We start from the raw sequence: 25,393 nt of genomic DNA, 5'->3' as shown, positions 1-25,393 counted from the left end.
GCCGGTCACCGGTCATTCCCTTGGTTGTGATCCGTCTTCGCCGCCGGCATCGCCGCCGCGGCGCTTTTTTGCTTGCTGGCGCGCCTTCTTGTCCTGCCTGATCGCGTCGCGCACGAGATCGTCGGTGAGCACGAGCCTGGCATCGGCGATCGCGTCGAACGGAATGCGCACCGTCGGCTCGTCGCCGTAGCTCGCCTGGTCGCGCTCGAGAAGGATACCCTCCTCGTCACTCTCCACGATGCGGCCGCGAAAGCGTTTGCGCTCGGCCACCATGACCGAGGTGTCGACCTTGGCGAGGTGACCGGCCCACTGTGCGAAATCCGACTTGCGCACCAGCGGCCTGTCGATACCGGGGGACGACACTTCCAGGTGGTAGGCCCTGTCGATGACGTCCTCGACGTCGAGCGCCGGCGAAACCGCGCGGCTCAACTCCTCGCAATCCTCGACGGTCATGGTGCCGTCCTCGCGCTCGGCCATGATCTGCAGCGTCAGGCCGTTCTGGCCCGAAAGCCGCACCCGCACCAGGCGGAAACCCATGGAGCGCAAGAGCGGCTGGATCAGCGTCGCCACGCGCGCGTCGACGCCGCTTTCGCGGATCAGGCGATCATCGCTTGCCGTTGCGCTGGCGAATTCCGTCATGAAGTCTCCGACCGGGCCGCGGCTAACAAAAAAGAGCGGGACCGGTGGGACCCACTCTTCGTCGTCACGACCAAGAATTTGACGCCGATATAGCGCCGGACGGGCGATATTGCAAGGGTGGAACGCGCGCTCCCGTCCCTGATCCGGCGATTATGCCGGCTGCGGTTCGGCGCGCATCAGCATGCCGAAGAGGTCGCGCGGATCGTCGGGGTCGGCGAGAAGGTCGAGTTGGTCGTAATAAGGCAGCTTGCCGATCAGGGCGCGCATGTAGCGAAGGGCGGAAAAGTCCTCCACCGCGAAGCCGACCGAATCGAACAGCGTGATCTGGTCGCGGCCGGTCCGGCCTGGCCCCTGGCCGGTAAAGACCTGCCACAGCTCGGTGACGGGATGGTCGGCCGCAAGCTGCTGGATCTCGCCCTCGATGCGCGTCTGCGGCGGGTATTCGACGAAGATCGACGAACGCAGCAGGATGTCGCGGTGGAGCTCGGTCTTGCCCGGGCAGTCGCCGCCGACCGCGTTGATGTGGATGCCGGGGCCGACCATGTTGTCGGTGAGGATGGTCGCATATTGCTTGTCGGCGGTGACGGTGGTGACGATGTCGGCACCCTCGACCGCCTCCTCCGGCGAGCCGCAAACCACGATGTCGAAGCCGCGGCCGGCGAGGTTGCGCCGGCAACGCTCGCTGGCGGAACGGTCGATATCATAAAGCCGCAGCCGGTCGATGCCGACCAGCGAACGGAAGGCGAGCGCCTGGAACTCGGACTGGGCGCCGTTGCCGATAACGGCCATGGTCCTCGAGCCTTCGGGGGCGAGATAGCGCGCCGCGAGCGCCGACATCGCAGCGGTGCGCAGCGCGGTGAGGATGGTCATCTCGGTGATCAGCACCGGATAGCCGGTGTCGACCTCGGCCATGACGCCAAAGGCGGTGACGGTCTGGCGGCCCTCCTTGGTGTTCTTGGGATGGCCGTTGACATATTTGAAGCCGTAAGCCTCGCCGTCGCTGGTCGGCATCAGTTCGATCACGCCCTCGCGCGAATGCGAGGCGACGCGCGGCGTCTTGTCGAACAGCTGCCAGCGGCGAAAGTCCTGCTCGATGTAGTCGGCGAGTTCGGCCAGAAACCGCTCGATGCCGGTGGCATGCACGACGCGCATCATGTTCTCGACGCTGATGAAGGGCACAAGTGCCAGCGCGGAAGGGGCGTAGCCCATGATCAGAAACTCCTCGTGGGGCGGTCCATGATGCGGCGGCCCATCAGGCTCGCGACGAGATCGACGAGGAGCGTCGCGGTGCGGCCGCGCTCGTCGAGGAAGGGGTTCAACTCGACAAGATCGAGGCTCGACACCAGGCCGCTGTCGGAGAGCATCTCCATGACCAGATGCGCCTCACGGAAGGTCGCGCCGCCGGGGACCGTCGTGCCGACGGCGGGCGCGATCGCCGGATCGAGGAAGTCGACATCGAGGCTGACATGCAAGAGCCCGCCCTCGGCCGCGACGCGGGCGATGAAGTCCCGCATCAGCGGCGCGGCGCCATGCTCGTCGATGACGCGCATGTCGTGGACGGTGACGCCTGCCGCCGTCAGCGCGCGGCGCTCGGCGGGGTCGACGCTGCGCAGGCCGAAGGCGCAGACGCGGCGCGGGTCGACGCGGACCGGCAGGTCGGGGAAAAGGCCGTCAAAGCCCGGCTGGCCGCTGGCATAGGCGAGCGGCACGCCGTGCAAATTGCCGCTGGTGGTGCTGTCGAGGGTGTGGAAATCCGGATGGGCGTCGAGCCACAGCACGAACAGCGGACGACCAAGCTCGGCCGCACGGCGCGCAATGCCCGACAGGGTGCCGGCCGAGATGGAATGATCGCCGCCGAGAAAGATCGGCATGGCGTCGGCGCTGGCCCGGTAGGCGGCATCGGTCAGTGCCTCGGTCCAGGCGACGATCTCGGGCAGCGCCTTGAGGGCGAGATTGCCGTGCACCGCCGGCCGCACCATGGCGCGCTCGACCGTGCCCATGTCGACGACCTCGTGGCCGAGTTCGGCGATGGCGCCGACGAGGCCGGCGGTGCGCAACGCACTCGGCCCCATCTCGCACCCCATGCGGCCGGCGCCGTCCTGAACCGGTGCTCCCACGATCCTGCAACGCATGGCCGTCCAACGCCCCCATGATGGTCTCGCCAAAAAAATGACGTCCGACGATGGCGAAGTGAATAAGGTAATTTGGCAAAATCATTGAAATCGGTTTTCAGTTTGCGCGTATTACTTTATCAAAATGGTCACCATGGACGATTTCGACCGCAAACTCGTCACCCTGCTGCGCCATGACGCGCGGCGCAGCGTTTCCGATCTGGCACAGGAACTGGGCGCCTCGCGCGCCACGGTGCGGGCGCGCATGGAGCGCCTCGAACGCGCCGGCGACATCATCGGCTATACGGTCATACTGCGCGCCGACGCGGTCGAGCAGCGGGTGCGCGGCATCATGATGATCGAGATCGAGGGTCACGCCGCGGACAGGGTGATCCGCGCGCTGGGCGGCTTCGCCGAGGTGGCGACGATCCACACCACCAACGGCCGCTGGGATCTGGTGGTGGAACTCAGCACCGGTTCACTGACCGAGTTCGACGCGGTCTTGCGTCAGATCCGGCTGATTCCAGGCATCACCGGCAGCGAGACGAGCCTGCTGCTGGCGACGCCACGCAGCACCAGCGCGCGTTTGTGACGCCGACCTGCATCATTTACCGCCCTTCGACGACACGGCGCCAGGCGATCGAGAAGCGGCGCTCGCCGAGATGACCGAAGCGGCGCACCGGCCCGCCGATATCCGCCCGGGCATCGACCTCGGCGTAGGATTCAGAGGGATCGACAATATAGCCCAGGCTGTGCAGGTAGCGCGCCGCCGTGCCGGTGAGCACATAGGAGGAATGGCGCGGGATCGGCATGTCGAACTCGCGGTTGACAACGGCAGCCAGTTCGCTGGTGCAGTTGTTTTCGAGTGTGTCGTAATATTCCGGCGAGGCCGCGATCTCATTGGTCCTGCGAAGGAAGCCCCGCAGGATGATGCGCGCCTGGTCGGGCGTGACGTTCACCTTGTAGGCACGAACCTCATGACCGAGGCGGATGATGGTATCTGTAAGGATGTCCTTTTCCGTCGACCAAACGAAGATCAACTCGTACGCGGAAAACAACCCGCGAACAGGCGAATAGGTCTCGCCCACCTCCTTGCGCGCCTCCACCGAGACGGTGAGGAACTCGCGCCGCGCACCACGCCCCAGTTCGAACGTGATGAATGTGTGAGCCAGGGAACGGCCGTAGGGGAACGGCTCCACGAAGAACCAGATCGCCCGCGTGTCGCGGAGGTCATAGCGCCTCTGGTGCCAGCGCCGGCGGGTCGCACCATCCTCGCCCCACTGCCAGTCGCGGATATTGGACATCGCGAAGACGTCGTCGGAGATCCAGCGAACCGTCGGGAGTCGCGAGACCGACGGTTCCCACTCGCGCTCGTGGCTCGGCGGAATCACGGCTGCGGTCACGCAGGCGGAAACCAGAAACGCGATCAGCAAGAAAGCGAGGTTGCGTGCGACGGTTCGCATGGCCCCGGCCCTCCCCATGCCCAACGGCAGTATCGCACCAGCGAGCGGAGTTGCAAAGCGGCAGCCCGATCCCAAAAGCGCTTGGGCCCTGGTTCGGCTAGGTTCTGAGAAAGGTCAGATAGGCCGGTGTCCGGCCCTCGCGCATCGCCTTGGCCTCGTAGCGGGTGCCGGGCCAGCCTTCGTAGGGGGTGCGCCAGTCGGCGGCGGTTTCGGCCTGCCACTCGAAGCGCGGATGACGGCGGCACGCATGCAGGGTCCAGTTGACATAGCTGTCGATGTCGGAGGCGAAGCGGAAGCGGCCGCCGGGCTGCAGAACGCGGGCGAAGCGGTCGAGATTGGCATCGTTGACGAAACGCCGCTTCCAGTGCCGCTTCTTGGGCCAGGGGTCGGGGTAGAGAAGATCGATGCTGGCGATGCTGGCGGATGGCAGCCAGTCGAGCAGCCGCGTGGCATCGTCGTCGTAAAGGCGGATGTTCGAGCGCGGGTCCTCGTCGAACGCGGCCAGGAACTTGGCCATGCCGTTGACGAAAGGCTCGACGCCGATGAAGCCGACCGCCGGATGGCGGCCGCTTTCATGGAGAAAGTGCTCGCCGCCGCCGAACCCGATCTCCAGCCTGACCTCGGCCACCTGGGGGCCGAAGAGGTTGCCAAGCGGCGGCGGCGGGGCGTCGAGATCGATCAGCAGCGCCGGCAGCAGGCGGTCGAGGAGCGCGGCCTGGCGCGGCCTGATGGTCTTGCCCTTGCGCCGGCCGAAAAACGCTTCGGTCGACCGGCGCCCCCGCTCCCCCTCCATCGTTGATGCTGCTCAGGCGGCCAGACGCGCCTTGGCTTCCTCGTTGCCGACGGCTTCCTTGAGCGCCTTGACGAGGTCGGTCTTCTCCCAGGAGAAGGAACCGTCACGGCCGGGCTTGCGGCCGAAGTGGCCATAGGCCGCGGTCTTGGCGTAGATCGGCTTGTTCAGGTCGAGATGGCGGCGGATGCCGCCCGGCGACAGGTCCATGACCTCGCGGATCGCCTTTTCCACCACTTCCTCGGCCACCTTGCCGGTGCCATGCATGTCGACATAGACCGACAGCGGCTGCGCGACGCCGATCGCGTAGGAAAGCTGGATCGAGCAGCGCTCGGCAAGCTTCGCGGCGACCACGTTCTTTGCCAGGTAGCGCGCCGCGTAGGCGGCCGAGCGGTCGACCTTGGTGGTGTCCTTGCCCGAAAAGGCGCCGCCGCCATGGGCGGCCGCGCCGCCATAGGTGTCGACGATGATCTTGCGGCCGGTGAGGCCGGCATCACCGTCGGGACCGCCGATGACGAACTTGCCGGTCGGGTTGATGTACCAGTTGCAGTCGTCGGAGATGGTGATGCCGCCGGTCGAGAGCGCCTCGCGAATATAGGGCTCGACGACCGAGCGGACCTTCTTGTTGTCCCAGGAGGCGTCGAGGTGCTGGGTCGAGAGCACGATCTGCGTCACCTCGGCCGGCCGGCCGTCGATGTAACGCACGGTGACCTGGCTCTTGGCGTCCGGGCCAAGCTTGGCGGCGTCGCCCTCGCCCGACTTGCGCGCCTCGGCGAGCAGTTCGAGGATCTTATGCGAGTAGTAGATCGGCGCGGGCATGAGGTCCGGCGTCTCGCGGCAGGCATAACCGAACATGATGCCCTGGTCGCCCGCGCCTTCCTCGCCCTGCCTATCGGAAGAATTGTCGACACCCTGACCGATGTCGGGCGACTGGCCGTGCAGGAGCACGTCGATCTTGGCCGTCTTCCAGTGGAAACCGTCCTGTTCGTAGCCGATCGAGCGGATGGCCTTGCGGGCGGCCGACCGGAACTTCGACGGGTTGACAAGCGGATTGCCGAAGGAGTCCTGCATGACCTTGCCGGTCTTGTCCTTCTTGATCAGGCTTTCCGGCACGCGGACCTCGCCAGCAATGACCACGCGGTTGGTCGTGGCGAGCGTCTCGCAGGCGACACGCACCTTCCAGGGGTCCATTCCGGCTTTCCTGGCTTCCTTGTAGACGAGATCGACGATTTCGTCGGAGATGCGGTCACACACCTTGTCGGGATGACCTTCCGAAACGGATTCACTGGTAAAAAGGTAGTTCTTACGTGCCACGGGTTTACCCCTCAAGAATGAAAAGAAGGCGGCGGGATTGCCGCGATGCGGGGTTCTGTTAGCGAAGTCCCGCAACCATCGTCAAGGATGCGCAAGGGGCAAAAGGGGGCAAATCCGGCCTCGAAAACACCTCCAGGCCGGACAAACCAACGCTTTGAGGAAAATCCCCGCGGGCTTCAGCTTTCTTCGTCGGCCGCCAGCGCCTTGACGAGGTCGATGACCCTTCTGCGGACGCGCGAGTCGGCGATCTTTACGAAGGCCCGGTTGAGCTGCAGGCCCTCGGTGCTGCCGAGGAAATCGACGACATAGTTCGTCGAGCGGTCCTCCGCAAAACCCTTGGCACCGGGAGCCGATTCGACCGGCGCGTCCTCGAAGAAGAACGACACCGGGACGTTGAGGATCGTCGCGATGGCCTGCAGCCGGCTGGCGCCGACGCGGTTGGTTCCCTTTTCGTATTTCTGGATCTGCTGAAAGGTCACCCCGAGACTTTCGCCAAGCTTTTCCTGGCTCATCCCGAGCATGTTCCTGCGCAAGCGGACCCTGCTCCCGACGTGTATGTCGATCGGGTTTGGTTTTTTCTTGTTGTCAGGCATAGGTACCTCGCCGTTTGGCACGGGCTTGTCTCTTGGCTCCAACTGTTCCCCAAGCGCCCGAAGCCCCATTTCGGGCAGGGGAAAAGACGGCGATTTGGCAATGTATGCCTGCCTTTAGCGGCTTTCACCCTCTCAAGTTGACCGTAGCCTCTGGGTCAGATTCATACCACAAGCCATGGTTGCAAAGAACAATATTATCAAGAACCCATTAAACGCCGGTGGCCAGTCAGGGGTGCCGGAACGCGCCGGAACGGCCAGTTCGACGTCGAGAATGCCGACAGCGTCCAGCGCGAAGGCGTCAAGGACCCGTCCCTTGTCGTCGAGAACCGCCGAAATGCCGTTGTTGGCCGAGCGAATCAGCGGCAGCCCGGCCTCGACCGCCCGCACCTGCGCCTGACGGAAATGCTGATAGGGGCCCGGCGTGTCGCCGAACCAGGCATCGTTGGTCACGTTGACGATGATGTCGGCCACCGCGGCACCGTCATCGAGCAGATCGGGGAAGATGATCTCGTAGCAGATCAGCGGCAGGGCAACGACACCGCCCGGCACCTCGAGGGTGCGGCGCGCGGAGCCGGCGGAGAAACCGCCAACCGTCTCGGCGACGGTGCTGAGACCGGCCAGCTTCAGCGTCGCTTCGAATGGCAGATATTCGCCGAAGGGAACCAAGTGTACCTTGTCGGCGGCATCGACGATCTCGCCACTGCCGTCGATCGCGACCACCGCGTTGTAGTAGCGGGGTTCCTCTCCACCGGTCGCAGCTGCCTCCGAGCGCACCGCACCCAAAAACAGGGTCTGGCCGGCATCGAGCGCCTCGCCGATGGCGGCGAGCGCCTCGGGACGTTCGGTAATGACGAAGGGTACGGCGGTTTCGGGCCAGACGACCAGTTCGGGCTTCGGCCGGCCTTGCGATGGCGGCCGCCGGGTCAGCGACAGGAGCGTCTCCATGATGCGGGTCCGTTCGCCGACATCCCACTTGCCGGCCTGCGACACTGACGGCTGGACGATGCGCACCGGAAGGCTCTTCGCCTCTGCCGGGTCGGGCACGGCGGCAAGCCGGAGGTAGCCATAGCCGGCATGGGCGGCGGCAAGAAGCAGGCACGCCGCCAGGCCGATGCGGAGATGCTGGCGCCCGGCCAGCAAGGAAGGCGCGGCGAAGATGAAGACGGCCAGCACGTTCATGCCGGCCAGTCCGACGAGCTGGACCGACTGCATCAGCAGCGGCAGCGGCATGGCGGCATAGCCGATCGCATTCCAGGGAAATCCGGTCAGAACGAAGGTTCGCAGCCATTCGGCGATACCGAAGCCGGCGGCGAGCGCCGCGACACGGCCCAGGCCCTCGCTCCAGGCGAGCCTGGCAAGCAGGGTGGCGACACCATAGAACAGGGCCAGCACCGCCGGCAGGCCGAGCACGGCGAGCGGAAGCGCCCATGCGAATTGGTCGGCATCGACCAGCAGAGCCTGGCCGACCCACCACAGCCCGGCCAGGAAATAGCCGAACCCGAACCACCATCCCACCGCGAAGGACGCCCTCCAGCGAGCGGCTAATCCGCCGCCCTCTTCGGGCGCGACGCCGTCGAGCAGCCAGACCAGCACCGTGAAGGAAACGAAACAGGCGGGAAAGAAGTCGTACGGCGCCTGGCCGAGCACGGCGATCGCCCCGGCGAGGAAGGCAACCAGCGCCCGCCGCCATCCCCACAGCAAGATCAGGCGCGCGGCAAGGTCTTCCATCAAGGCGTCCAGTAAGCGAATCAGCTGCCCGAGGTGTAGCAACCGCGCCGAAAGCTGCCAAACGTGGATTGCGCGGAGCCGGACGGGACGTGGCCCACAACGCGAATTCCGACGCCCGGTCAGACCTTCACATATTTGCGCCAGTCGTGCTGTTCCCGGAAGCCCAGGACTTCGCGAATCTTGCGGTTGGAATAGAGCGCTTCGTGTTCGCCCATTTCGCGCGTGACCGGCACGCCGGGAAAGAAGCGCTCGGCGAGTTCGGCGGTCGGGATGTTCATGCCGTTGGTGTCGTTGCCGGCGTTGAACAGCTGGAACCCCAGACCGTCCTTTTGCAGGCAGAGATCGACGATCTGGCCGAGATCGCGGGCGTCGATATAGCAGAACGCGTTGCGCCGGCGCATCGCGGGATTGGCGAAATAGGCCGGAAACAGTTCGGCATATTCATGCGGCTCGACGACATTGCCGATGCGCAGCGCGTAGATGTCGAAGCCGGAGCGACGGGCGAAGGCGCGGGCCGTCTTTTCGTTGACGACCTTGGACAGCGCATAGGAATCCTGCGGACTAACGTCGTAGTCCTCCTCGAGCGGGAGCGAATCCGGGTCGGCCAGCCCGTCGGCGAAGCAGATGCCGTAGGTGGTCTCGGAGGAGGCGATGACGATCTTGCGGATGCCGAGCTTAACCGCCGCCTCGATGACGTTGTAGGTGCCGACCGCGTTGACGCGGAAGGTCTCGTTGTCGGGGTGGATCAGAATGCGCGGAATGGCGGCGAAATGCACCACCGCGTCGAAGGCGGGAACGCCCGTTCCGGGTTCGAGCTCGTCGAAATTGGCGTAGGACGTCATCGCGTTGAACATCTGCCCTGAATCGGTGATGTCCGCGGTCAGGTTGTCGACGCCCGGATGGTCAAGCGGCGTGAGATCGATATTGACGACGCGGTGGCCACGATCGAGCAGGTAGGGGACGACATGCCGGCCGGCCTTGCCCGACCCGCCGGTGAAAAATATCCGCTTGCGTGTCGGCATGAGCTACCCCGTCCTCGTCGTTGTTCCCTGCCAAGCGGCAGCGCGACATCCGGCGCCGCGAGCGGCGCCGATGGTCACCCGCTTTCCACCGGCGTTTCCTTGGCCGCGCGCCCGCGCCTGACCGGAGATCGTCCCTGGACGATCCTCACGCGCTTGACCCGGCGCGGGTCGGCGTCGAGTACATGAAACTCGAAACCGGGAATGGCCTGCACCACCTCGCCGCGCGCCGGGACGCGGCCGAGCGCGTTGAAGATGATGCCGCCGATCGTGTCGACATCCTCGCTGTGTTCGCCAGCGGCGAAACCTTCGCCGATCGCCTCGGCGACATCGTCGATCTCGGCGCGGGCATCGACCACGAAGACCCCGTCACCGGCCTTGGTGATCAGCGGTTCCTCGTCATCATGCTCGTCCTCGATATCGCCGACGACCATCTCGACGATGTCCTCCAGCGAGACCAGCCCGTCGGTGCCGCCATACTCGTCGATGACCAGCGCCATCTGCGTGCGCGCGGCCTGCATGCGGTTCATCAGGTCGGATGCCAGCATCGACGGCGGCACGAACAGCACGGGGCGGATGAGGTTCAGTTCGCCGATTGTGCGCGAGAGGTCGACATTGCCGAGGTCGAGGCCGGTGGTCTTGTCCACGGCCTTCCTGGCGCCGCGCGTCTTTTTCGCCCGCGCCGTCCTGGTCAAATGCGCGACGACGTCTCGGATGTGAACCATGCCACGCGGATCGTCGAGCGATTCGGCGTAGACCGGCATGCGCGAATGGCCCGATTCCTCGAACATGCGCAAAAGGTCGCCGAGCGAGGTCGACAGTTCGGCCGATTCGATATCGGCCCGCGGCACCATGACGTCCTCGACCCGGACCTCGCGCAGCCGCAGGATGTTGTGCAGCATGGCGCGTTCGGCTGGCGAGAAGGTGGCGCCATGCGCCTCGCCTTCGGCCAGCGCGTCGGCGATATCCTCGCGCAAGGTCGAGCCGTTGCGGGACCGGAAAAGGTTCAGGAAACGCTGGAAAGCGGAGAGGCCGCCATTCGACCGCTCCTCCCCGCCGGTACTGGGAACGTCTTCGGCCGGTCCGGAAGGCTGTGCATCGCCGCCGCCCTCGGGCACGGCCTGTTCACGCTGGTTCATCGTCGTACTGTCAATCGCTCGGATCAGTTAGCGCATAGGGGTCGGCAATGGCAAGCACCGCGAGGATGCGCCGCTCGGCCGCTTCCATCACCTCCGCCTCGGCGTCGGTCTCGTGATCATAGCCCAGGAGATGCAACAGACCATGAACCACGAGGTGGCTGAGATGGTGATCGAGCGGCTTGCCTTCCAGGGCGGCCTCGCAGCTGACCGTTTCGGCGGCAATCACGATGTCGCCGAGCAGGGGCGGAACGCCGGCGGCCGAAAAATTGGCGAAGGCCGGGAACGACAGGACGTTGGTCGCCTTGTCCTTGCCGCGCCATTGGGCGTTCAATTGCCGGATCGCTTCGTCGTCGGTAAAGGTGACGCCCAGTTCCGTCGCTTGCAAACCGGTCAGGCCGAAACTCGGAGTGAGGTCCCCGACCGTCGCGTCGACCGCGCGCCGGACCAGGGGCTCCAGCCGTTCGACCGGAGCCCAGTCGCCAGCCTCGACCGTGACCGCGATGTCGATGTCGATACCACCGCGAGCCGAGCTTTCGCCGGCGGCGCCGTTCAAACGTTCCCCTCGCCCTGCCCGCGCACGACACCGTGGCGGTCATAGGCACGCACGATCTCGGCCACCAGCGGATGGCGAACGACGTCCTTGTCCTCGAAGCGCACGGTGACGATGCCCGGCACATCCTCCAGCACATGCAGGGCCTCGACCAGGCCGGACCTGGCGTTGTGCGGCAGGTCGATCTGCGTCGGGTCGCCGGTGACGATCATGCGTCCGCCCTCGCCAAGCCGGGTCAGGAACATCTTCATCTGCATGGTGGTCGTGTTCTGCGCCTCGTCGAGGATGATCGCCGAGTGGGCCAGCGTGCGGCCGCGCATGAAGGCCAGCGGCGCGATCTCGATGACCCCGGCGGCGAGAGCGCGCTCGACCTTGTCGGCCGGCATCATGTCGTAGAGCGCGTCATAAAGCGGCCTGAGATAGGGATCGACCTTCTCCTTCATGTCGCCCGGCAGGAATCCCAGCCGTTCCCCGGCCTCGACCGCGGGACGCGACAGCACGACGCGTTCGACCAGGCCACGCTCGAGCAGCATGGCGGCATGGGCAACGGCGAGATAGGTCTTTCCGGTGCCGGCCGGGCCGATGCCGAACACCAGCTCGGCGCGGTCGAGCGCGCGCATATAGGCGTCCTGGTTGGGCGTGCGGGCGTGGATCGTGCGCTTTCGGGTGGTGATCTGCGCGGTCGCCATGCGGCCTTTCTTCTCGAGCGTCGGCAGGCTCAGCTGGTCGTCGGCGGCGATCGCCATGCGGACCGCACCGTCGACCTCGGACCCGGAGAGATCCATGCCTTTCTGGGCCAGTTCGTAGAGATAGTCGAGCGCGCGCCGGGCCTGCTCGGCCGCGCTCGCCTCGCCCTGGATGGAGAGCTGGTTGCCCTTCGACCTGATGTCCACGGACAGCTGCTGCTCGATGCGGGCGAGGTTCTGGTCGAACTGACCGTAGAGGGCGCTCGCATGCTTGTTGTTGTCGAAGGTCAGGACGATGTGAGCCTTGTCCGATGCCCCGGACGGGCTGAACTTGAGATTGGTGCCGGCGCTCAAACAGGTCTCCCGGGCTTGCCCCGCAACAGCGTTCAGACGGCTTGCGCGAACAGGCTGTTGGCCGCCGCGCGGTTGATTCGAACATCGACAATGTCGCCGATTTCGCCGGCCTTTTCATCAAGAATAACCGGCATCAGCCATGGCGAACGCCCGACCCACTGGCCCGGCGAACGGCCGGGCTTTTCGATCAGGACGTCCGTCTTTCGGCCGACCAGCGCGTCGGCGAATTCACGCTGCTGGCGGGCCAAAAGGGCCTGCAGGCGCTGCAGGCGCTCGTCCTTCACGCTTTCGTCGACCTGAGCGTCCATGTCGGCGCCCGGCGTGCCGGGCCGTGGCGAATATTTGAACGAAAAGGCCTGCACGAATGTGACATCGCGCACGATCTGCATCGTCGCCTCGAAATCGGCATCCGTCTCGCCCGGAAAGCCGACGATGAAATCGCCGGAAAGCGCGATATCGGGCCTGGCAGCGCGGATACGGTCGATCAGGCGCAGATAGTCATCCGCCGTGTGGCGGCGGTTCATGGCCTTGAGAATGCGGTCGGACCCGGCCTGCACCGGCAAATGCAGGTAGGGCATCAGCCTGTCGAGGTCGCGATGGGCGGCGATCAGGGCGTCATCCATGTCGCGCGGATGGCTGGTCGTGTAACGCAGCCGGCCGATGCCGGCGATTTCGGCGAGCCGGAACAGCAGTTCGCCCAGCCCCCATTGGCGACCGTCTGGCCCCTCGCCGTGCCAGGCATTGACGTTCTGGCCGAGCAGGGTGATCTCGCGCACGCCGGCGGCGGCCAGCTGCTCGGCCTCGCGCACGATCTGCGCGACCGGCCGCGAAACTTCGGAGCCGCGCGTATAGGGCACCACGCAGAAGGTGCAGAACTTGTCGCACCCTTCCTGCACGGTCAGGAAGGCGGTGACGCCGCGGCGGCGCAGTTCGGCCCTTCGCGGCGCGGGCAGGCGTTCGAACTTGTCCTCGATGGCGTAGTCGGTCTCGACGACCTTGCCGCCGTCCCTGGCCTTCCTCACAGCGTCCGGCAGGCGATGGTAGGTCTGCGGGCCGATGACGATATCGACCACCGGGGCGCGGCGCACGATCTCCTCGCCCTCGGCCTGCGCCACGCAGCCGGCGACCCCGATCACGGTGTCGCGTCCAAGGCTGGCGCGCTCGGCCTTCAGCTTGCGGATACGGCCGAGCTCGGAATAGACCTTCTCGGCCGCCTTCTCGCGGATATGGCAAGTGTTGAGCAGGACAAGATCGGCCTCCTCCATGACCTCGGTCGCGGCATAACCGTCCGCCGCCAGCGCATCGGCCATGCGCTGGGAATCGTAGACATTCATCTGGCAGCCATAGGTCTTGACGAAGACCTTCTTCGTCGCGCCCGTGCCGGGATTGCTGGCCGGAAGACCGGCTTGCATGGTCGTGGTCTCGCTCATGGCCGGGCTTCTAACGGTTTTCGCAGGAATTGGACAGGGGGTGCGGCTCACCGCGCCTCCCCGGTGCCGTTCCTCAAAAACGAAACCGCGCCCCGGAGGGCGCGGCTTGCAATTCAACGTGACCGGGTTCGCTGCCCCGCCTCAGAACTCTTCCCATCCGTCGGCGTCTGCGGCGGGTTCGGGCTTGCGGGCGTCGACGGTCTTGAGCTGGGCGACGGGCTGCCGCGGCCTGGCGGGCGCGGCATTGGCGTTGGCCGGCCTGGCACCGCCGACCTTGAAGCGCGCGATCAGGCCTGCCAGCGCGTCCGCCTCCCTGGCCAGCGAATGGCTCGCCGCCGTCGATTCCTCGACCATCGCCGCGTTCTGCTGCGTCACCTGGTCCATCTGGTTGACCGCGACATTGACCTGGCCCAGCCCGGTCGACTGCTCCTGCGCCGATTCCGCGATCCGGTTCACCAGGTCCGACATCTCCGTCACCTGGCCCACGATCAGTTCCAGAACCTCGCCGGTCTGGCCGACAAGGCCGACACCCTGATTAACCTGCTCGGTCGAGGTCGAGATCAGCTCCTTGATCTCCTTGGCCGCCTCGGCCGAACGCTGCGCCAGCGCCCGCACCTCCTGGGCGACCACCGCAAAGCCCTTGCCGGCCTCGCCGGCGCGCGCCGCCTCGACACCGGCATTGAGCGCCAGCAGGTTGGTCTGGAAGGCGATCTCGTCGATCACCCCGATGATCTGGCCGATCTGCTCCGAAGACTTCTCGATCTGCGCCATGGCGCCGACCGCCTCGCGAACCACCGCGCCGGACTTCTCCGCGCCGCCGCGCGCCTCGCCCGACACCTGCGCCGCCTGGCGCGCGCCTTCCGCCGTCTGCTTGACCGTGCGGGTGATCTCGTCGAGTGCCGCCGCCGTCTCCTCAAGGCTCGCAGCCTGCTGCTCGGTGCGCCGCGACAGATCGTCGGCGGCCTGGCTGATCTCGCCGGTGCCCGTCTTCATCGTGTCGATGGCGCCGGTGATCTGGCCCATCGTCTCCTGAAGCTGCGCCATGGCGGCGTTGAAGTCGTCCTTCAGCTTCTGCGTCTTGGGTGCGAACTCCGCCTCGATGCGGTGCGTCAGGTCGCCCCGCGCAAGGCTGGCAAGGCCCTCGGCCAGCGCGCTCACCGCGACATGGTCCTCGGCCGCCTCGCGCGCCTTCTCCGCCTCGGTGCGGCTGCGCTCGGCCTCCGCACCCTGGCGAAGCTCCACAGCCTGCGCCTCGACCCTCACCTTCTCGATCGCGGCGTCCTTGAACACCTGCACCGCCTGCGCCATGCGGCCGATCTCGTCACGGCGATCCGTCGCTGGAACATCAACATCGTTCTCACCAGACGCCAAACGACCCATAACATGGGTCAGGGCGCCGACCGGCTTGACGATGGAACGCACGATGGCGAAGGCTGCCAGCGACACCAGCAGCACGCCGACCAGCAGCGCCGCGCCGAACATGGCGGCGTTGCGGCGGAACATGGCCGCGAGGTCGTCGGCATAGACGCCGGTCCCGACCAGCCAGCCCCATGGCGCGAAGCCATGCACGTGGCTGTACTTCTGGACAGGCTCCTCGAAACCGGGCTTGGGCCACATGTAGTCGACGAAGCCCTTGCCCTCGGCTTTCACCAGCGCGACCATTTCCTGGAACAGGAACTTGCCGGTCGGGTCCTTGAGGGCCGACTGGTCGGTTCCGTTCATCTCCGGCTTGATCGGATGCATGATCATCATCTGGTTCAGGTCGTTGATCCAGAAATAGCCGGAATCCTGGTAGCGCATCGCCTCGACGGCCGCGATGGCGCGGGCCTGCGCTTCCTCGCGTGTCACGGTACCGGCCTTCTCAAGCTCGTGATAGGCCGCGAAGACGCTGACCGCGTTTTCGTTCATCGCCGCGAGCATCGCCTTTCGTTCGGCGACGAGCTTGTTGTTTTCCTGAACCGCCGCGAAGACGACGATGGCGATCATGATCGACAGCGCCAGCCCGACAAGCAGGTAGAGGCGGGTCGAGATGCGAAGTGAATTCATGTTGGCCCCCAAGTGAATTCAGCGATGGTTTGCGACCGGAAAGGTCTCGAAGACTCGAATGCGTACGCGCCCGCGGCGCAGTCTTTTCGTGGCCAGCGAGGCGGCCGGCACGACGCGATATCGATCGGCACCTCTCATGCCCCGCCTCAGAACTCTTCCCATCCGTCGGCGTCTGCGGAGGGTTCGGGCTTGCGGGCGTCGACGGTCTTGAGCTGGGCGACGGGCTGCCGCGGCCTGGCGGGCGCGGCATTGGCGTTGGCCGGCCTGGCACCGCCGACCTTGAAGCGCGCGATCAGGCCTGCCAGCGCGTCCGCCTCCCTGGCCAGCGAATGGCTCGCCGCCGTCGATTCCTCGACCATCGCCGCGTTCTGCTGCGTCACCTGGTCCATCTGGTTGACCGCGACATTGACCTGGCCCAGCCCGGTCGACTGCTCCTGCGCCGATTCCGCGATCCGGTTCACCAGGTCCGACATCTCCGTCACCTGGCCCACGATCAGTTCCAGAACCTCGCCGGTCTGGCCGACAAGGCCGACACCCTGATTAACCTGCTCGGTCGAGGTCGAGATCAGCTCCTTGATCTCCTTGGCCGCCTCGGCCGAACGCTGCGCCAGCGCCCGCACCTCCTGGGCGACCACCGCAAAGCCCTTGCCGGCCTCGCCGGCGCGCGCCGCCTCGACACCGGCGTTGAGCGCCAGAAGGTTGGTCTGGAAGGCGATCTCGTCGATCACCCCGATGATCTGACCGATCTGCTCCGAAGACTTCTCGATCTGCGCCATGGCGCCGACCGCCTCGCGAACCACCGCGCCGGACTTCTCCGCGCCGCCGCGCGCCTCGCCCGACACCTGCGCCGCCTGGCGCGCGCCTTCCGCCGTCTGCTTGACCGTGCGGGTGATCTCGTCGAGTGCCGCCGCCGTCTCCTCAAGGCTCGCAGCCTGCTGCTCGGTGCGCCGCGACAGATCGTCGGCGGCCTGGCTGATCTCGCCGGTGCCCGTCTTCATCGTGTCGATGGCGCCGGTGATCTGGCCCATTGTCTCCTGAAGCTGCGCCATGGCGGCGTTGAAGTCGTCCTTCAGCTTCTGCGTCTTGGGTGCGAACTCGGCCTCGATACGGTGCGTCAGGTCGCCCCGCGCAAGGCTGGCAAGGCCCTCGGCCAGCGCGCTCACCGCGACATGGTCCTCGGCCGCCTCGCGCGCCTTCTCCGCCTCGGTGCGGCTGCGCTCGGCCTCCGCACCCTGGCGAAGCTCCACAGCCTGCGCCTCGACCCTCACCTTCTCGATCGCGGCGTCCTTGAACACCTGTACCGCCTGCGCCATGCGGCCGATCTCGTCACGGCGATCCGTCGCTGGAACATCAACATCGTTCTCACCAGACGCCAAACGACCCATAACATGGGTCAGCGTGCGGATCGGCGTTGCCGTCAGCCGACTCAGCGCATAACCGAGCGCGATGGCGAGCAGGACCGAAACGGCAAGTCCGACATAAAGTGCGATCTCGGCGTCCGACACCGCTTTTTCGAGCGCGGCACTCAGGCGCGCATTGGCTTCGACTTCCTCCGCAATGAAGCCGTCGATGCCCGCCTCGATCGGCTCGATCAACGTATCGGCCAATCCCTTGGGGCCAACCATCTCGATCGCCTTGAAGCGGAAGATCGGATCGGCTGCCAGCTTCTTGCCGGCTTCGATGACGTCGCTGCGATACGTGTCCAAAGCCGCCACGATGGCGTCCAATCGCTCACCGGCCTCGGGCGTTCCGCCTTCGAGCGCTTTCAATTCGGCGAGCTTCTCGCGCAGGCCGGCCTCATGGCTGTCGACACGCTCAAGATAGAATTTGTCCTGCGAGAGCAGGAAGCCGCGATATGAGCCCTCGATTCGCGCAAGCGCCATGCGGGCATTCATGGCCGCCCCCGCGGCAGCCTTGGAGCGCTGCGCCGAGATGTCAGCCTGCTTTATTGTCGCCAGGTTCCAAAGCGTGACTCCACTCATCGCCACGATGATGGCCACGACGGCCAAGAAGGCCGCCGCCAGCTTGGTTGATATTCTTGCGTTCTTCATTCGTCGGTCATCCCCGCCTGCGATATCAGTCCTGCTGCCAGCCTCTCGGGCGATCTGCGGCTTGCGGCGATGGATACCGGTAATCGTCGCCACTCCGCGTCCCCATCGCGGCGTCGGACCCGGCTCACTTCGGCAGCTTCCCTGGCATCATCAGCGCTAGCGGGAGTTCCGTGAAATTACGGTTAACAGCTGCCTTCGAAGACGCGGGAAATGCGAACCAAAGCAGGTTGCTGGCCGCTTTTGAGCAATTCATCCCAAGATTTGGGGAGTGGCCGGTAGAGATTGATTCAACTTCTCGCCCTAGCCTCCGGCCAAGCAGACGGCCTGCACTGACAGGTCCGCCGGACGGGGACGACATGCGGGGGCGCATGGCATCAGGATCAGGGACCGCAGCCCGGTCGCGTATCGCCAGCAACGGAGAGGCCAGGGACATGGCCGCGTGGGCTTCGTGAGCGTATCGGCCGGCATAGCCACCGCGCTGCGGGACGGCGCACCGCTGTCACTCGGCGGGCTCGGCCTTTCGTCCGAGCGTGTTGCAACCGCGCTTTCGCACATCGTGACGCATCACGCGGCACCACGCCGGGCGGGCAGCGTTTCGGCGCCCGAGCAGCCCGACGAGGTCGCCGTGCGCGCGATGCTCGACTTGTTGCCGACGCCTGTCTACGCCACCGACATCACCGGCCGCATCACCTACTTCAACAAGGCCGCCGTCACCTTCGCCGGCCGGGAGCCGAAGCTCGGCGTCGACCGCTGGTGCATCACGAAGCAGCTCTATCGTTCAGACGGCGCGCCGCTGGCGCATGAGGACTGCCCTATGGCGCAGGCCATCCGGGAAGAGCGGCCGGTGCGCGGCGCCGAGGCGATCGCCGAGCGCCCGGACGGCACGCGGGTGCCATTCGCACCGTTCCCGACACCGATCCACGACAGCTCCGGCCGACTGATCGGCGCAGTGAACGTGCTACTCGACATCTCGGCGCGCAAACAGGCCGAACGCGAAGCGGCGCGTCTGGCCCGACACGACCCCCTGACGGACCTGCCCAACCGTGCCGCCTTCTCGGATTTTCTCTCGAACCTCCTGACCGAACGCGAAGGGTCACGCCGCCCCTTCGCCGTCATGAAGGTCGACCTGGTCGGTCACGGCCACATCACCGACATGTTCGGGCATGCAGCCGGCGATGAAGCCATGAAGGCAATCGCGGCGCGGCTTCGCGAGGCTGGTGGAAACGCCACGCTCTTTCACATCGCGGCGGACACCTTCGCCTTCGTCATCCGCACGCCGCGCGGACGCAAGGAACTGCGCCGTTTTGCAGAAAAACTGTGTACTGCGGCCGCAGCGGGAACCCGCAAGCCTGGCGATCGCCGGCAAAGCATAGCAGTCGGCTGCGCGGTGTTTCCGGCCGACGGCGCGGATGGGGCCACGCTGCTCGCGAACGCCAGTTCGGCCCTTGCGCGGGCCAGGCGCCACGCCGGCGAACCAATCGTGTTCTTCGACGCCGACGCCGAGATGGCCGCGCGCGACAAACATACGCTGAAAAACGAACTGAGTGACGCCCTCCGGACGGACGCGCTGACCCTTCACTACCAGCCGCAGTATGGCCGCGACGGCGCGGTGGCGGCGTTCGAAGCGCTGGTGCGCTGGAACCACCCGAGCCGCGGCCTGATTGCGCCGGCGAGCTTCATTCCGCTTGCCGAGGAAGACAACACGATCGTCGAGATGTCGGAATGGATCCTGCGCAGCGCCTGCCGCGAGGCGGCGAGCTGGGTCAACCCGCTGCGCATCGCGGTGAACATCTCGCCGGTCCACTTCCGCAGCGACACGCTGGCCGTGCGCGTCGCCACGATCCTGGACGAGTGCGGACTGCCGCCGGAACGGCTGGAGCTGGAGATCACCGAAGGCGTGATGGTGCACGATTTCGAGCAGGCAATGTCGGTGCTGCACGAATTGCGGGCGATCGGGGTGAGGATCGCGCTCGACGATTTCGGCACCGGCTATTCGTCGCTCTCCTACCTGCAGGCGTTTCCGCTTTCGACGCTGAAGATCGACCGTTCCTTCACGGCGAACCTCGGACGAATGAAGCACTCGGCGGCGATCATCCGCTCCATCGTCGGGCTCGGTCACGCGCTCGAGCTCGAGGTCGCGGCCGAGGGGGTCGAAAGCCAGGCACAGCTCGACTTCCTGCGCGCCGAGGGCTGCGACCTGATCCAGGGCTACTTCACCGGCAGGCCAGGCGACATCGACACATACCGAGCGCTCACGGAAGCCTGCGGCGATCAGCCCCGCGAGGACGGGCGCGGGTTGCGCAGCGCCTGAGTCAGCCGTTCCCTTATCTCGGCCTCGATCTGGCGCGTGACCTTCTTGCGGTCGCTCTCGCGCGTCACCTCGACCGGCTCGCCGAAATGAACCTCGACATCCATGCCGCCCTCGCGGATCAGCTGGCCGACATGCGGGATGAGGTCGGCGTCGCCGATCCATGAGGCATGGCGGCGGTGGTAACGTCCCATCGGCATGCCGTGCAGGCGCGTATAGGCGATGGTCACCGGCTGGACGCGAACCGAGGCCGGGCCGCCTTTCTTTTCCTGAACCTGGGCGAGTGCGGCCTGCGCGGCGCCGATGAGTGTGCTCTTGAAGGGCGACAGTGTGTTGCCGTCCGACGTCGTGCCCTCGGCAAAAAGCACCATGACATCCCCTTCGGCGAGGCGCTCCCCCAATTCCCTGGTCTGGGCGGCGGAGGTGCGGATGCGGTCGCGCTCGACGAAGATGCTGCGCTGCAGCTTGGCGAGAAAGCCGAAGATCGGCCAGCCGGCCATGTCGGCGCGGGCGACGAAGCCGAGCGACATCAGCGCACCGAGCACGGGTATGTCTGTCCAGGAGACGTGATTGGCGACGATCAGCAGCGGCCGGTCGGTTGCGGGTTCGCCGCTGAGATGCAAGCGGATGCCGACGAGACGCAGCGCCATGCGGTGCCAGAGCATCGGCATCAGGCCGCGGTCGGGAAAGCCGGTGGCGAGCGCGACCATCTGCACGCCGGCGGCGAGGAGCGTTGCCGGGATCAGCACCACAAGCACAAGTCCGGCGCGGACCATCCCCATCATCGTTGTGCTGTCCCCTGAATTTTCTGCGAAAGGCGCCGCAGCCGCCGGCGGAGCGCTAGCGAAGATCGCGGCGCATGACAAGCGCGCCGCTGCGTCCGGCGCCCGGGTTTTCGTAATAGCCGGGCCGGTTGCCGACCTGGATGAAGCCGAGGCGGCGGTAGAGCGCGATGGCACCGTGATTGGTCTCGTCGACCTCGAGGAACAGGCTTTCGGCGCGCTGGGCGTGAAGCTCGCGCAGGACGGCATCCATCAGCGACCAGCCGATGCCGGAGCGGCGGACGGCGCGGGCGACGGTGATCATCAGGATCTCCGCTTCCCCGGCGGCGAGGCGGGCGAGCACGAAGCCCGACGGCGGCGCCTTGGGACGGCCGACCTCGCGGGCGGCGAAACCGAAGACCGGCTCCTGCTCGAGCAGGGCGGCGAACTCGCCGTCGCTCCAGGGACGCGCAAAGCCGTCCTGATGGAGGTTGGCAAGGGCGGTAGCATCCACGGGGCGCAGCGGCTCCATGGCGTATTCGCGCTTGCGGCCGGGAAAGAAGGTGGTGCGCATCAGGCCCCCTTGCGCGGCAGGGCGAAGCCGGATTGCGGACGGGCGTCGGCGCCACGCAGATAGACCGGCTTGGGCTTGTTGCCGGAAAAGCCGGCGGCGATGGCGCAGGCGGCATAGGCGGAAATGTCGGCGGTGCGGGTCTCGGCGGCGATCGCGAAGGGAGGTGCGCCGGGAACGGCGGCGACGAGGGCAGCGCCGGAGCCGGCGAGCACGGCGTCGGCGTCGCGGGCAAGGGCGGCGGCCTCGGCGGCATGGGTGATGAAGGGCGGGGCGGTCTCGGAGCCTTCGGCGTCGAAGAGGGCGGCGTAGAGCTCGTCGCGCTTGGCGTCGATGACGGCGAGGACGGCGCGGCCGGGATAGGCGCGGCGGGCCTCATGGGCGATGGCGGCGAGCGTGGTGACGCCGGTCGCGGGAATCCCGAGCGCAAGGGCAAGGCCGCGGGCTGCGGCGACGCCGATCCTGACGCCGGTGAAGGAGCCCGGTCCGACGGCGACCGCGACGGCGCCGAGGCCGTCATACGCCGTGCCGGCTTCGGAGAGCGCTTCGGCGATCACCGGCATCAAAACCTCGGCATGGCCCTTGCCGATGTCGCGGACGGAGCGGCCGAGTTCGACGCCGGCGGCGGCGTCGAAGACGCAGGCCGCGCAGAGCTCGGCGGCGGTGTCGATGGCAAGCACCTTCATCGCACCCGCATAGGCAAAAGCCGCCCGGCAAACAAGCGCGACGATGGTGCGAGGGGCCGCCTGGCGTGCCGGTGGAGGGGACCCCACCCGGCCGGGCCCTGCCCGTCCACCCTCCCCTCAAGGGGGAGGGAGCGGCGCCTCCTCTCAGCCGGCGGCGCGCTGCGCCTTCAGCTCCAGCCGGCGGCGATGCAGCACCGGCTCGGTGTAGCCGCTCGGCTGCTCGCGGCCCTTGAACACGAGGTCGCAGGCGGCCTGGAAGGCGATGGAGCCCTCGAAATCGGGCGCCATCGGCCGGTAGTTCGGGTCGGCCTCGTTCTGGCGGTCGACGACCGCGGCCATCTCCTTCATCACCGCCATCACCTCGTCCTTGGAGACGACGCCGTGATGCAGCCAGTTGGCCATGTGCTGGGAGGAGATGCGCAAGGTGGCGCGGTCCTCCATCAGGCCGACATCGTTGATGTCGGGCACCTTGGAGCAGCCGACGCCCTGGTCGATCCAGCGCACGACATAGCCGAGAATGCCCTGCGCGTTGTTCCTGAGTTCCTGGCGCTTGTCCTCCTCCGACCAGTTGGGCCGGGTGGCGACCGGCACCGACAGGATGTCGTCGAGGCTGGCGCGCGGGCGCTCCTTGAGCTCTTCCTGCACGGCGGCGACGTCGACCTTGTGGTAATGGGTGGCGTGCAGCGTGGCGGCGGTCGGCGACGGCACCCAGGCGGTGTTGGCGCCGGCCTTCGGATGGCCGATCTTCTGTTCGAGCATGGCGGCCATCAGGTCCGGCATCGCCCACATGCCCTTGCCGATCTGGGCGTGGCCGGCGAGCCCGCATTCGAGCCCGATATCGACGTTCCAGGCCTCGTAGGCGGCAATCCAGGCGGCCTGCTTCATGTCGCCCTTGCGGATCATCGGCCCGGCCTCCATCGAGGTGTGGATCTCGTCGCCGGTGCGGTCGAGAAAGCCGGTGTTGATGAAGACGACACGCTCGGCGGCCGCGCGGATCGCCTCCTTGAGGTTGACCGTGGTGCGGCGCTCCTCGTCCATGATGCCCATCTTGATGGTGTTTCTGGCCATGCCGAGCGCAGCCTCGACGCGGCCGAACAGCTCGACGGCGAAGGCCACCTCCTCCGGCCCGTGCATCTTGGGCTTGACGACATAGACCGAGCCGGCGCGCGAATTGGCGCGGCGGCCGCGCGGGCCGACATCGTGTAGCGCGATCATGCCGGTCATCATGGCGTCCATGATGCCTTCCGGCACCTCGGCGCCGTCGCGGTCGAGGATCGCCGGATTGGTCATCAGGTGGCCGACATTGCGCACCAGCATCAGCGAGCGGCCGGGCAGCGTCGCCTTCGAGCCGTCGGGCGCGGAAAGCTCGCGGTCGGGCCTCAGCCGGCGCACGAAGGTCTTGTCCTTGGTGACCTCCTCGGCAAGGTCGCCGCGCATCAGGCCGAGCCAGTTGCGGTAGGCGACGACCTTGTCCTCGGCATCGACGGCGGCGACCGAATCCTCGCAGTCCATGATCGTGGTGACGGCGGCCTCCAGCACGACGTCGGCGATGCCGGCCGGGTCGTTGGCGCCGATCGGGTGGCTGCGGTCGATGACGACCTGGATGTGGAGGCCGTTCTTTCTCAGGTAGACGCTGCTCGGGGCCTCGGTCGCGCCGGTGTAGCCGGCAAACTGCGCCGGGTCGGCGAGGCCGGCGGAGGCGGCCGGGAAGTCGAGCACGAGGCGGCCGTTCTCGACCCTGAGGCCGCGGATCGCGGCCCAGCCATAATCTCCGGCCCCGGTCGGGCAGGCGTCGTCGAGGAAGGCGCGCGCCCAGGCGATGACGCGGTTGCCGCGGCGCGGATTGTAGGCCTCGCCCTTTTCGGCGCCGTCGGATTCGGGAATGGCGTCGGTGCCGTAAAGCGCGTCGTAGAGCGAGCCCCAGCGTGCATTGGCGGCGTTGAGCGCGTAGCGCGCATTCATCACCGGCACCACCAGCTGCGGGCCGGCGATGCCGGCGATCTCGGGATCGACATGGGCGGTGGTGACGGAGAAGGCCGGCCCCTCGGGCTTCAGATAGCCGATGTCGGTCAGGAACGCCTTGTAGGCGGCAAGGTCGGACGGGGCGCCATTGTCGCGGTGCCAGCGGTCGATCTTTTCCTGCAGCTCGTCGCGCCTTTTCAGGAGCGCGCGGTTCTTCGGCGTCAGCTCATGCACGATGCGCGACAGCTCGGCCCAGAATTTTGGCGGCTCGACGCCGGTGCCCGGCAGGGCCTCGCCGACCACGAAATCAAAAAGCACCCGGTCGACCTTCAGGCCCTCGATCTCGATCCGCTCGCTCATCCCGCCTCGCTTTCCGGGCCGGCCCGCAACGCCAGCATTGCCTGACATGAAAGTGAACGCGTTCAACACAAGGCAGCGGAAGGCGTCAATTCGTAAAAGGTATCAAGGACTTTTTCCCCGGTGGAAAAGGTGTTTTGAAGGGGGTGGCGGCGAGGGTGGCCGACGCCGGCGATGCGGGTGCCAATCCTCCCCTGCGAAGCGGGGGGCGAGCAGCCGGTTCGCGACGCGAATCCGTCGTGCCGGTGGCACGACGGAAGGCCGGCGAGCGCCGGGACGCTGCGAAAGCAGCGGGGACCCGGCCAACGCCGGAGATGCGGGCGCCGATCCTCCCCTGCGAAGCGGGGGGCGAGCAGCCGGTTCGCGAAGCGAATCCGTCGTGCCGGTGGCACGACGGAAGGCCGGCGAGCGCCGGGACGCTGCGAAGGCAGCGGGGACCCGGCCAACGCCGGAGATGCGGGCGCCGATCCTCCCCTGCGAAGCGGGGGAGGATTCGCGGAGAGGCCGGTGCCCCTTCGCGCCCCCCTCTGTCCTGCCGGACATCTCCCCCACGGGTGGGGAGATTGGCCGGCCGCGCTCGTTTCGCCATTCCTGTGCACACGCTTTTCTCCTTTCGCTCACGGCCGTGCGCTCGCCTTTCGGCTCGCTGGCCTCCGCGGGGGCGCGCCATGAGGCGCGACGGCCCGTCGGCCTTGCGGCATGCGCCGTCGCGACCACGCCCGCGAAACGCGTCTGGCCATTGAAAGGGGAAGACGGGCGGCCGTCCGGTCGCTCATCTAAGTGTAACGTGCGACCTCGCGGCCGCCCGCCCGGCGTGCTTGCCCGGATGTGCAGG

Annotated in this window: 21 protein-coding genes; 2 read left to right on the top strand and 19 right to left on the bottom strand. The window is 66.7% G+C overall.

Annotated features, from left to right (window positions below):
- Positions 1-12: 12 nt before the first annotated feature.
- The 3 genes from rimP to rocF form a co-directional block, all read right to left on the bottom strand.
- Positions 13-639, bottom strand: a complete 627-nt coding sequence (gene rimP / locus FQ775_RS22480; protein ID WP_146299924.1) for a ribosome maturation factor RimP — start codon at positions 637-639, stop codon at positions 13-15.
- Positions 640-789: 150 nt separating this feature from the next.
- A complete protein-coding gene (ocd, locus tag FQ775_RS22475; RefSeq protein WP_146299925.1) occupies positions 790-1,848 on the bottom strand; it encodes an ornithine cyclodeaminase in 1,059 nt (352 codons plus the stop codon).
- Between the two features lie 2 nt (positions 1,849-1,850).
- A complete protein-coding gene (rocF, locus tag FQ775_RS22470; protein ID WP_146299926.1) occupies positions 1,851-2,771 on the bottom strand; it encodes an arginase in 921 nt (306 codons plus the stop codon).
- 133 nt (positions 2,772-2,904) lie between these two features.
- On the opposite strand from rocF, the gene FQ775_RS22465 reads away from it, so the two are divergent.
- A complete protein-coding gene (locus FQ775_RS22465) occupies positions 2,905-3,342 on the top strand; it encodes an Lrp/AsnC family transcriptional regulator (RefSeq protein ID WP_146299927.1) in 438 nt (145 codons plus the stop codon).
- Positions 3,343-3,358: 16 nt separating this feature from the next.
- Here the strand turns inward: FQ775_RS22465 and FQ775_RS22460 are convergent, their stop codons facing one another.
- The 12 genes from FQ775_RS22460 to FQ775_RS22405 all read right to left on the bottom strand — a co-directional run bounded on the left by FQ775_RS22460 (position 3,359) and on the right by FQ775_RS22405 (position 17,913).
- A complete protein-coding gene (locus FQ775_RS22460; protein WP_167813118.1) occupies positions 3,359-4,213 on the bottom strand; it encodes a lipoprotein N-acyltransferase Lnb domain-containing protein in 855 nt (284 codons plus the stop codon).
- Between the two features lie 97 nt (positions 4,214-4,310).
- Entirely contained in the window at positions 4,311-5,006 is a 696-nt protein-coding gene (gene trmB / locus FQ775_RS22455) for a tRNA (guanine(46)-N(7))-methyltransferase TrmB (protein WP_146299929.1), read from the bottom strand.
- Between the two features lie 12 nt (positions 5,007-5,018).
- Positions 5,019-6,317: a methionine adenosyltransferase gene (metK, locus tag FQ775_RS22450; protein ID WP_146299930.1), complete on the bottom strand. Its 1,299-nt coding sequence runs from the start codon at positions 6,315-6,317 to the stop codon at positions 5,019-5,021.
- A gap of 176 nt (positions 6,318-6,493) precedes the next feature.
- Positions 6,494-6,910, bottom strand: coding sequence for a helix-turn-helix domain-containing protein (locus tag FQ775_RS22445; protein ID WP_146299931.1), 417 nt, complete (start codon positions 6,908-6,910; stop codon positions 6,494-6,496).
- Positions 6,911-7,042: 132 nt separating this feature from the next.
- Complete coding sequence (lnt, locus tag FQ775_RS22440; RefSeq protein ID WP_146299932.1) at positions 7,043-8,638, bottom strand: apolipoprotein N-acyltransferase; 1,596 nt, start codon at positions 8,636-8,638, stop codon at positions 7,043-7,045.
- Between the two features lie 119 nt (positions 8,639-8,757).
- Positions 8,758-9,660 (bottom strand): NAD-dependent epimerase/dehydratase family protein, encoded by a 903-nt coding sequence (locus FQ775_RS22435; RefSeq protein ID WP_146299933.1) that lies wholly within the window; start codon positions 9,658-9,660, stop codon positions 8,758-8,760.
- 74 nt (positions 9,661-9,734) lie between these two features.
- Positions 9,735-10,796 (bottom strand): hemolysin family protein, encoded by a 1,062-nt coding sequence (locus FQ775_RS22430; RefSeq protein ID WP_146299934.1) that lies wholly within the window; start codon positions 10,794-10,796, stop codon positions 9,735-9,737.
- Between the two features lie 10 nt (positions 10,797-10,806).
- Positions 10,807-11,349, bottom strand: coding sequence for an rRNA maturation RNase YbeY (gene ybeY / locus FQ775_RS22425; RefSeq protein WP_146299935.1), 543 nt, complete (start codon positions 11,347-11,349; stop codon positions 10,807-10,809).
- Positions 11,346-12,386, bottom strand: coding sequence for a PhoH family protein (locus FQ775_RS22420; protein ID WP_146299936.1), 1,041 nt, complete (start codon positions 12,384-12,386; stop codon positions 11,346-11,348). Before FQ775_RS22420 ends, ybeY begins: the two co-directional genes overlap by 4 nt.
- A gap of 32 nt (positions 12,387-12,418) precedes the next feature.
- Positions 12,419-13,798, bottom strand: coding sequence for a tRNA (N6-isopentenyl adenosine(37)-C2)-methylthiotransferase MiaB (gene miaB / locus FQ775_RS22415; RefSeq protein ID WP_246730407.1), 1,380 nt, complete (start codon positions 13,796-13,798; stop codon positions 12,419-12,421).
- 159 nt (positions 13,799-13,957) lie between these two features.
- The gene (locus FQ775_RS22410) at positions 13,958-15,862 is read right to left on the bottom strand and encodes a methyl-accepting chemotaxis protein (protein WP_167813117.1); all 1,905 of its coding nucleotides are present in this window, start codon (positions 15,860-15,862) and stop codon (positions 13,958-13,960) included.
- Between the two features lie 146 nt (positions 15,863-16,008).
- Positions 16,009-17,913 carry a methyl-accepting chemotaxis protein gene (locus tag FQ775_RS22405; RefSeq protein WP_167813115.1) on the bottom strand — a complete coding sequence of 635 codons (1,905 nt, stop codon included), beginning with the start codon at positions 17,911-17,913 and terminating at the stop codon, positions 16,009-16,011.
- 439 nt (positions 17,914-18,352) lie between these two features.
- Between FQ775_RS22405 and FQ775_RS22400 the strand changes: the two genes are divergently transcribed.
- Complete coding sequence (locus tag FQ775_RS22400; protein WP_146298894.1) at positions 18,353-20,224, top strand: putative bifunctional diguanylate cyclase/phosphodiesterase; 1,872 nt, start codon at positions 18,353-18,355, stop codon at positions 20,222-20,224.
- Here the strand turns inward: FQ775_RS22400 and olsA are convergent.
- The 4 genes from olsA to FQ775_RS22380 form a co-directional block, all read right to left on the bottom strand.
- Positions 20,185-21,006, bottom strand: a complete 822-nt coding sequence (olsA, locus tag FQ775_RS22395; RefSeq protein WP_146298895.1) for a lyso-ornithine lipid O-acyltransferase — start codon at positions 21,004-21,006, stop codon at positions 20,185-20,187. The two genes, FQ775_RS22400 and olsA, sit on opposite strands and share 40 nt — an antisense overlap.
- Positions 21,007-21,061: 55 nt before the next feature.
- Positions 21,062-21,556, bottom strand: a complete 495-nt coding sequence (locus tag FQ775_RS22390; protein ID WP_146298896.1) for a GNAT family N-acetyltransferase — start codon at positions 21,554-21,556, stop codon at positions 21,062-21,064.
- On the bottom strand, positions 21,556-22,239 hold the full coding sequence (gene tsaB / locus FQ775_RS22385) for a tRNA (adenosine(37)-N6)-threonylcarbamoyltransferase complex dimerization subunit type 1 TsaB (protein WP_146298897.1): 684 nt from the start codon (positions 22,237-22,239) through the stop codon (positions 21,556-21,558). Before tsaB ends, FQ775_RS22390 begins: the two co-directional genes overlap by 1 nt.
- A 144-nt stretch (positions 22,240-22,383) precedes the next feature.
- Positions 22,384-24,561 carry a malate synthase G gene (locus FQ775_RS22380; RefSeq protein WP_146298898.1) on the bottom strand — a complete coding sequence of 726 codons (2,178 nt, stop codon included), beginning with the start codon at positions 24,559-24,561 and terminating at the stop codon, positions 22,384-22,386.
- Positions 24,562-25,393 lie beyond the last annotated feature (832 nt).

It is taken from the genome of Nitratireductor mangrovi, assembly GCF_007922615.2.
Lineage (GTDB): Bacteria > Pseudomonadota > Alphaproteobacteria > Rhizobiales > Rhizobiaceae > Mangrovimarina > Mangrovimarina mangrovi.
The sequence above is the reverse complement of the archived record's forward strand: the minus strand, read 5'-3'. Positions and strand labels throughout refer to the sequence as shown.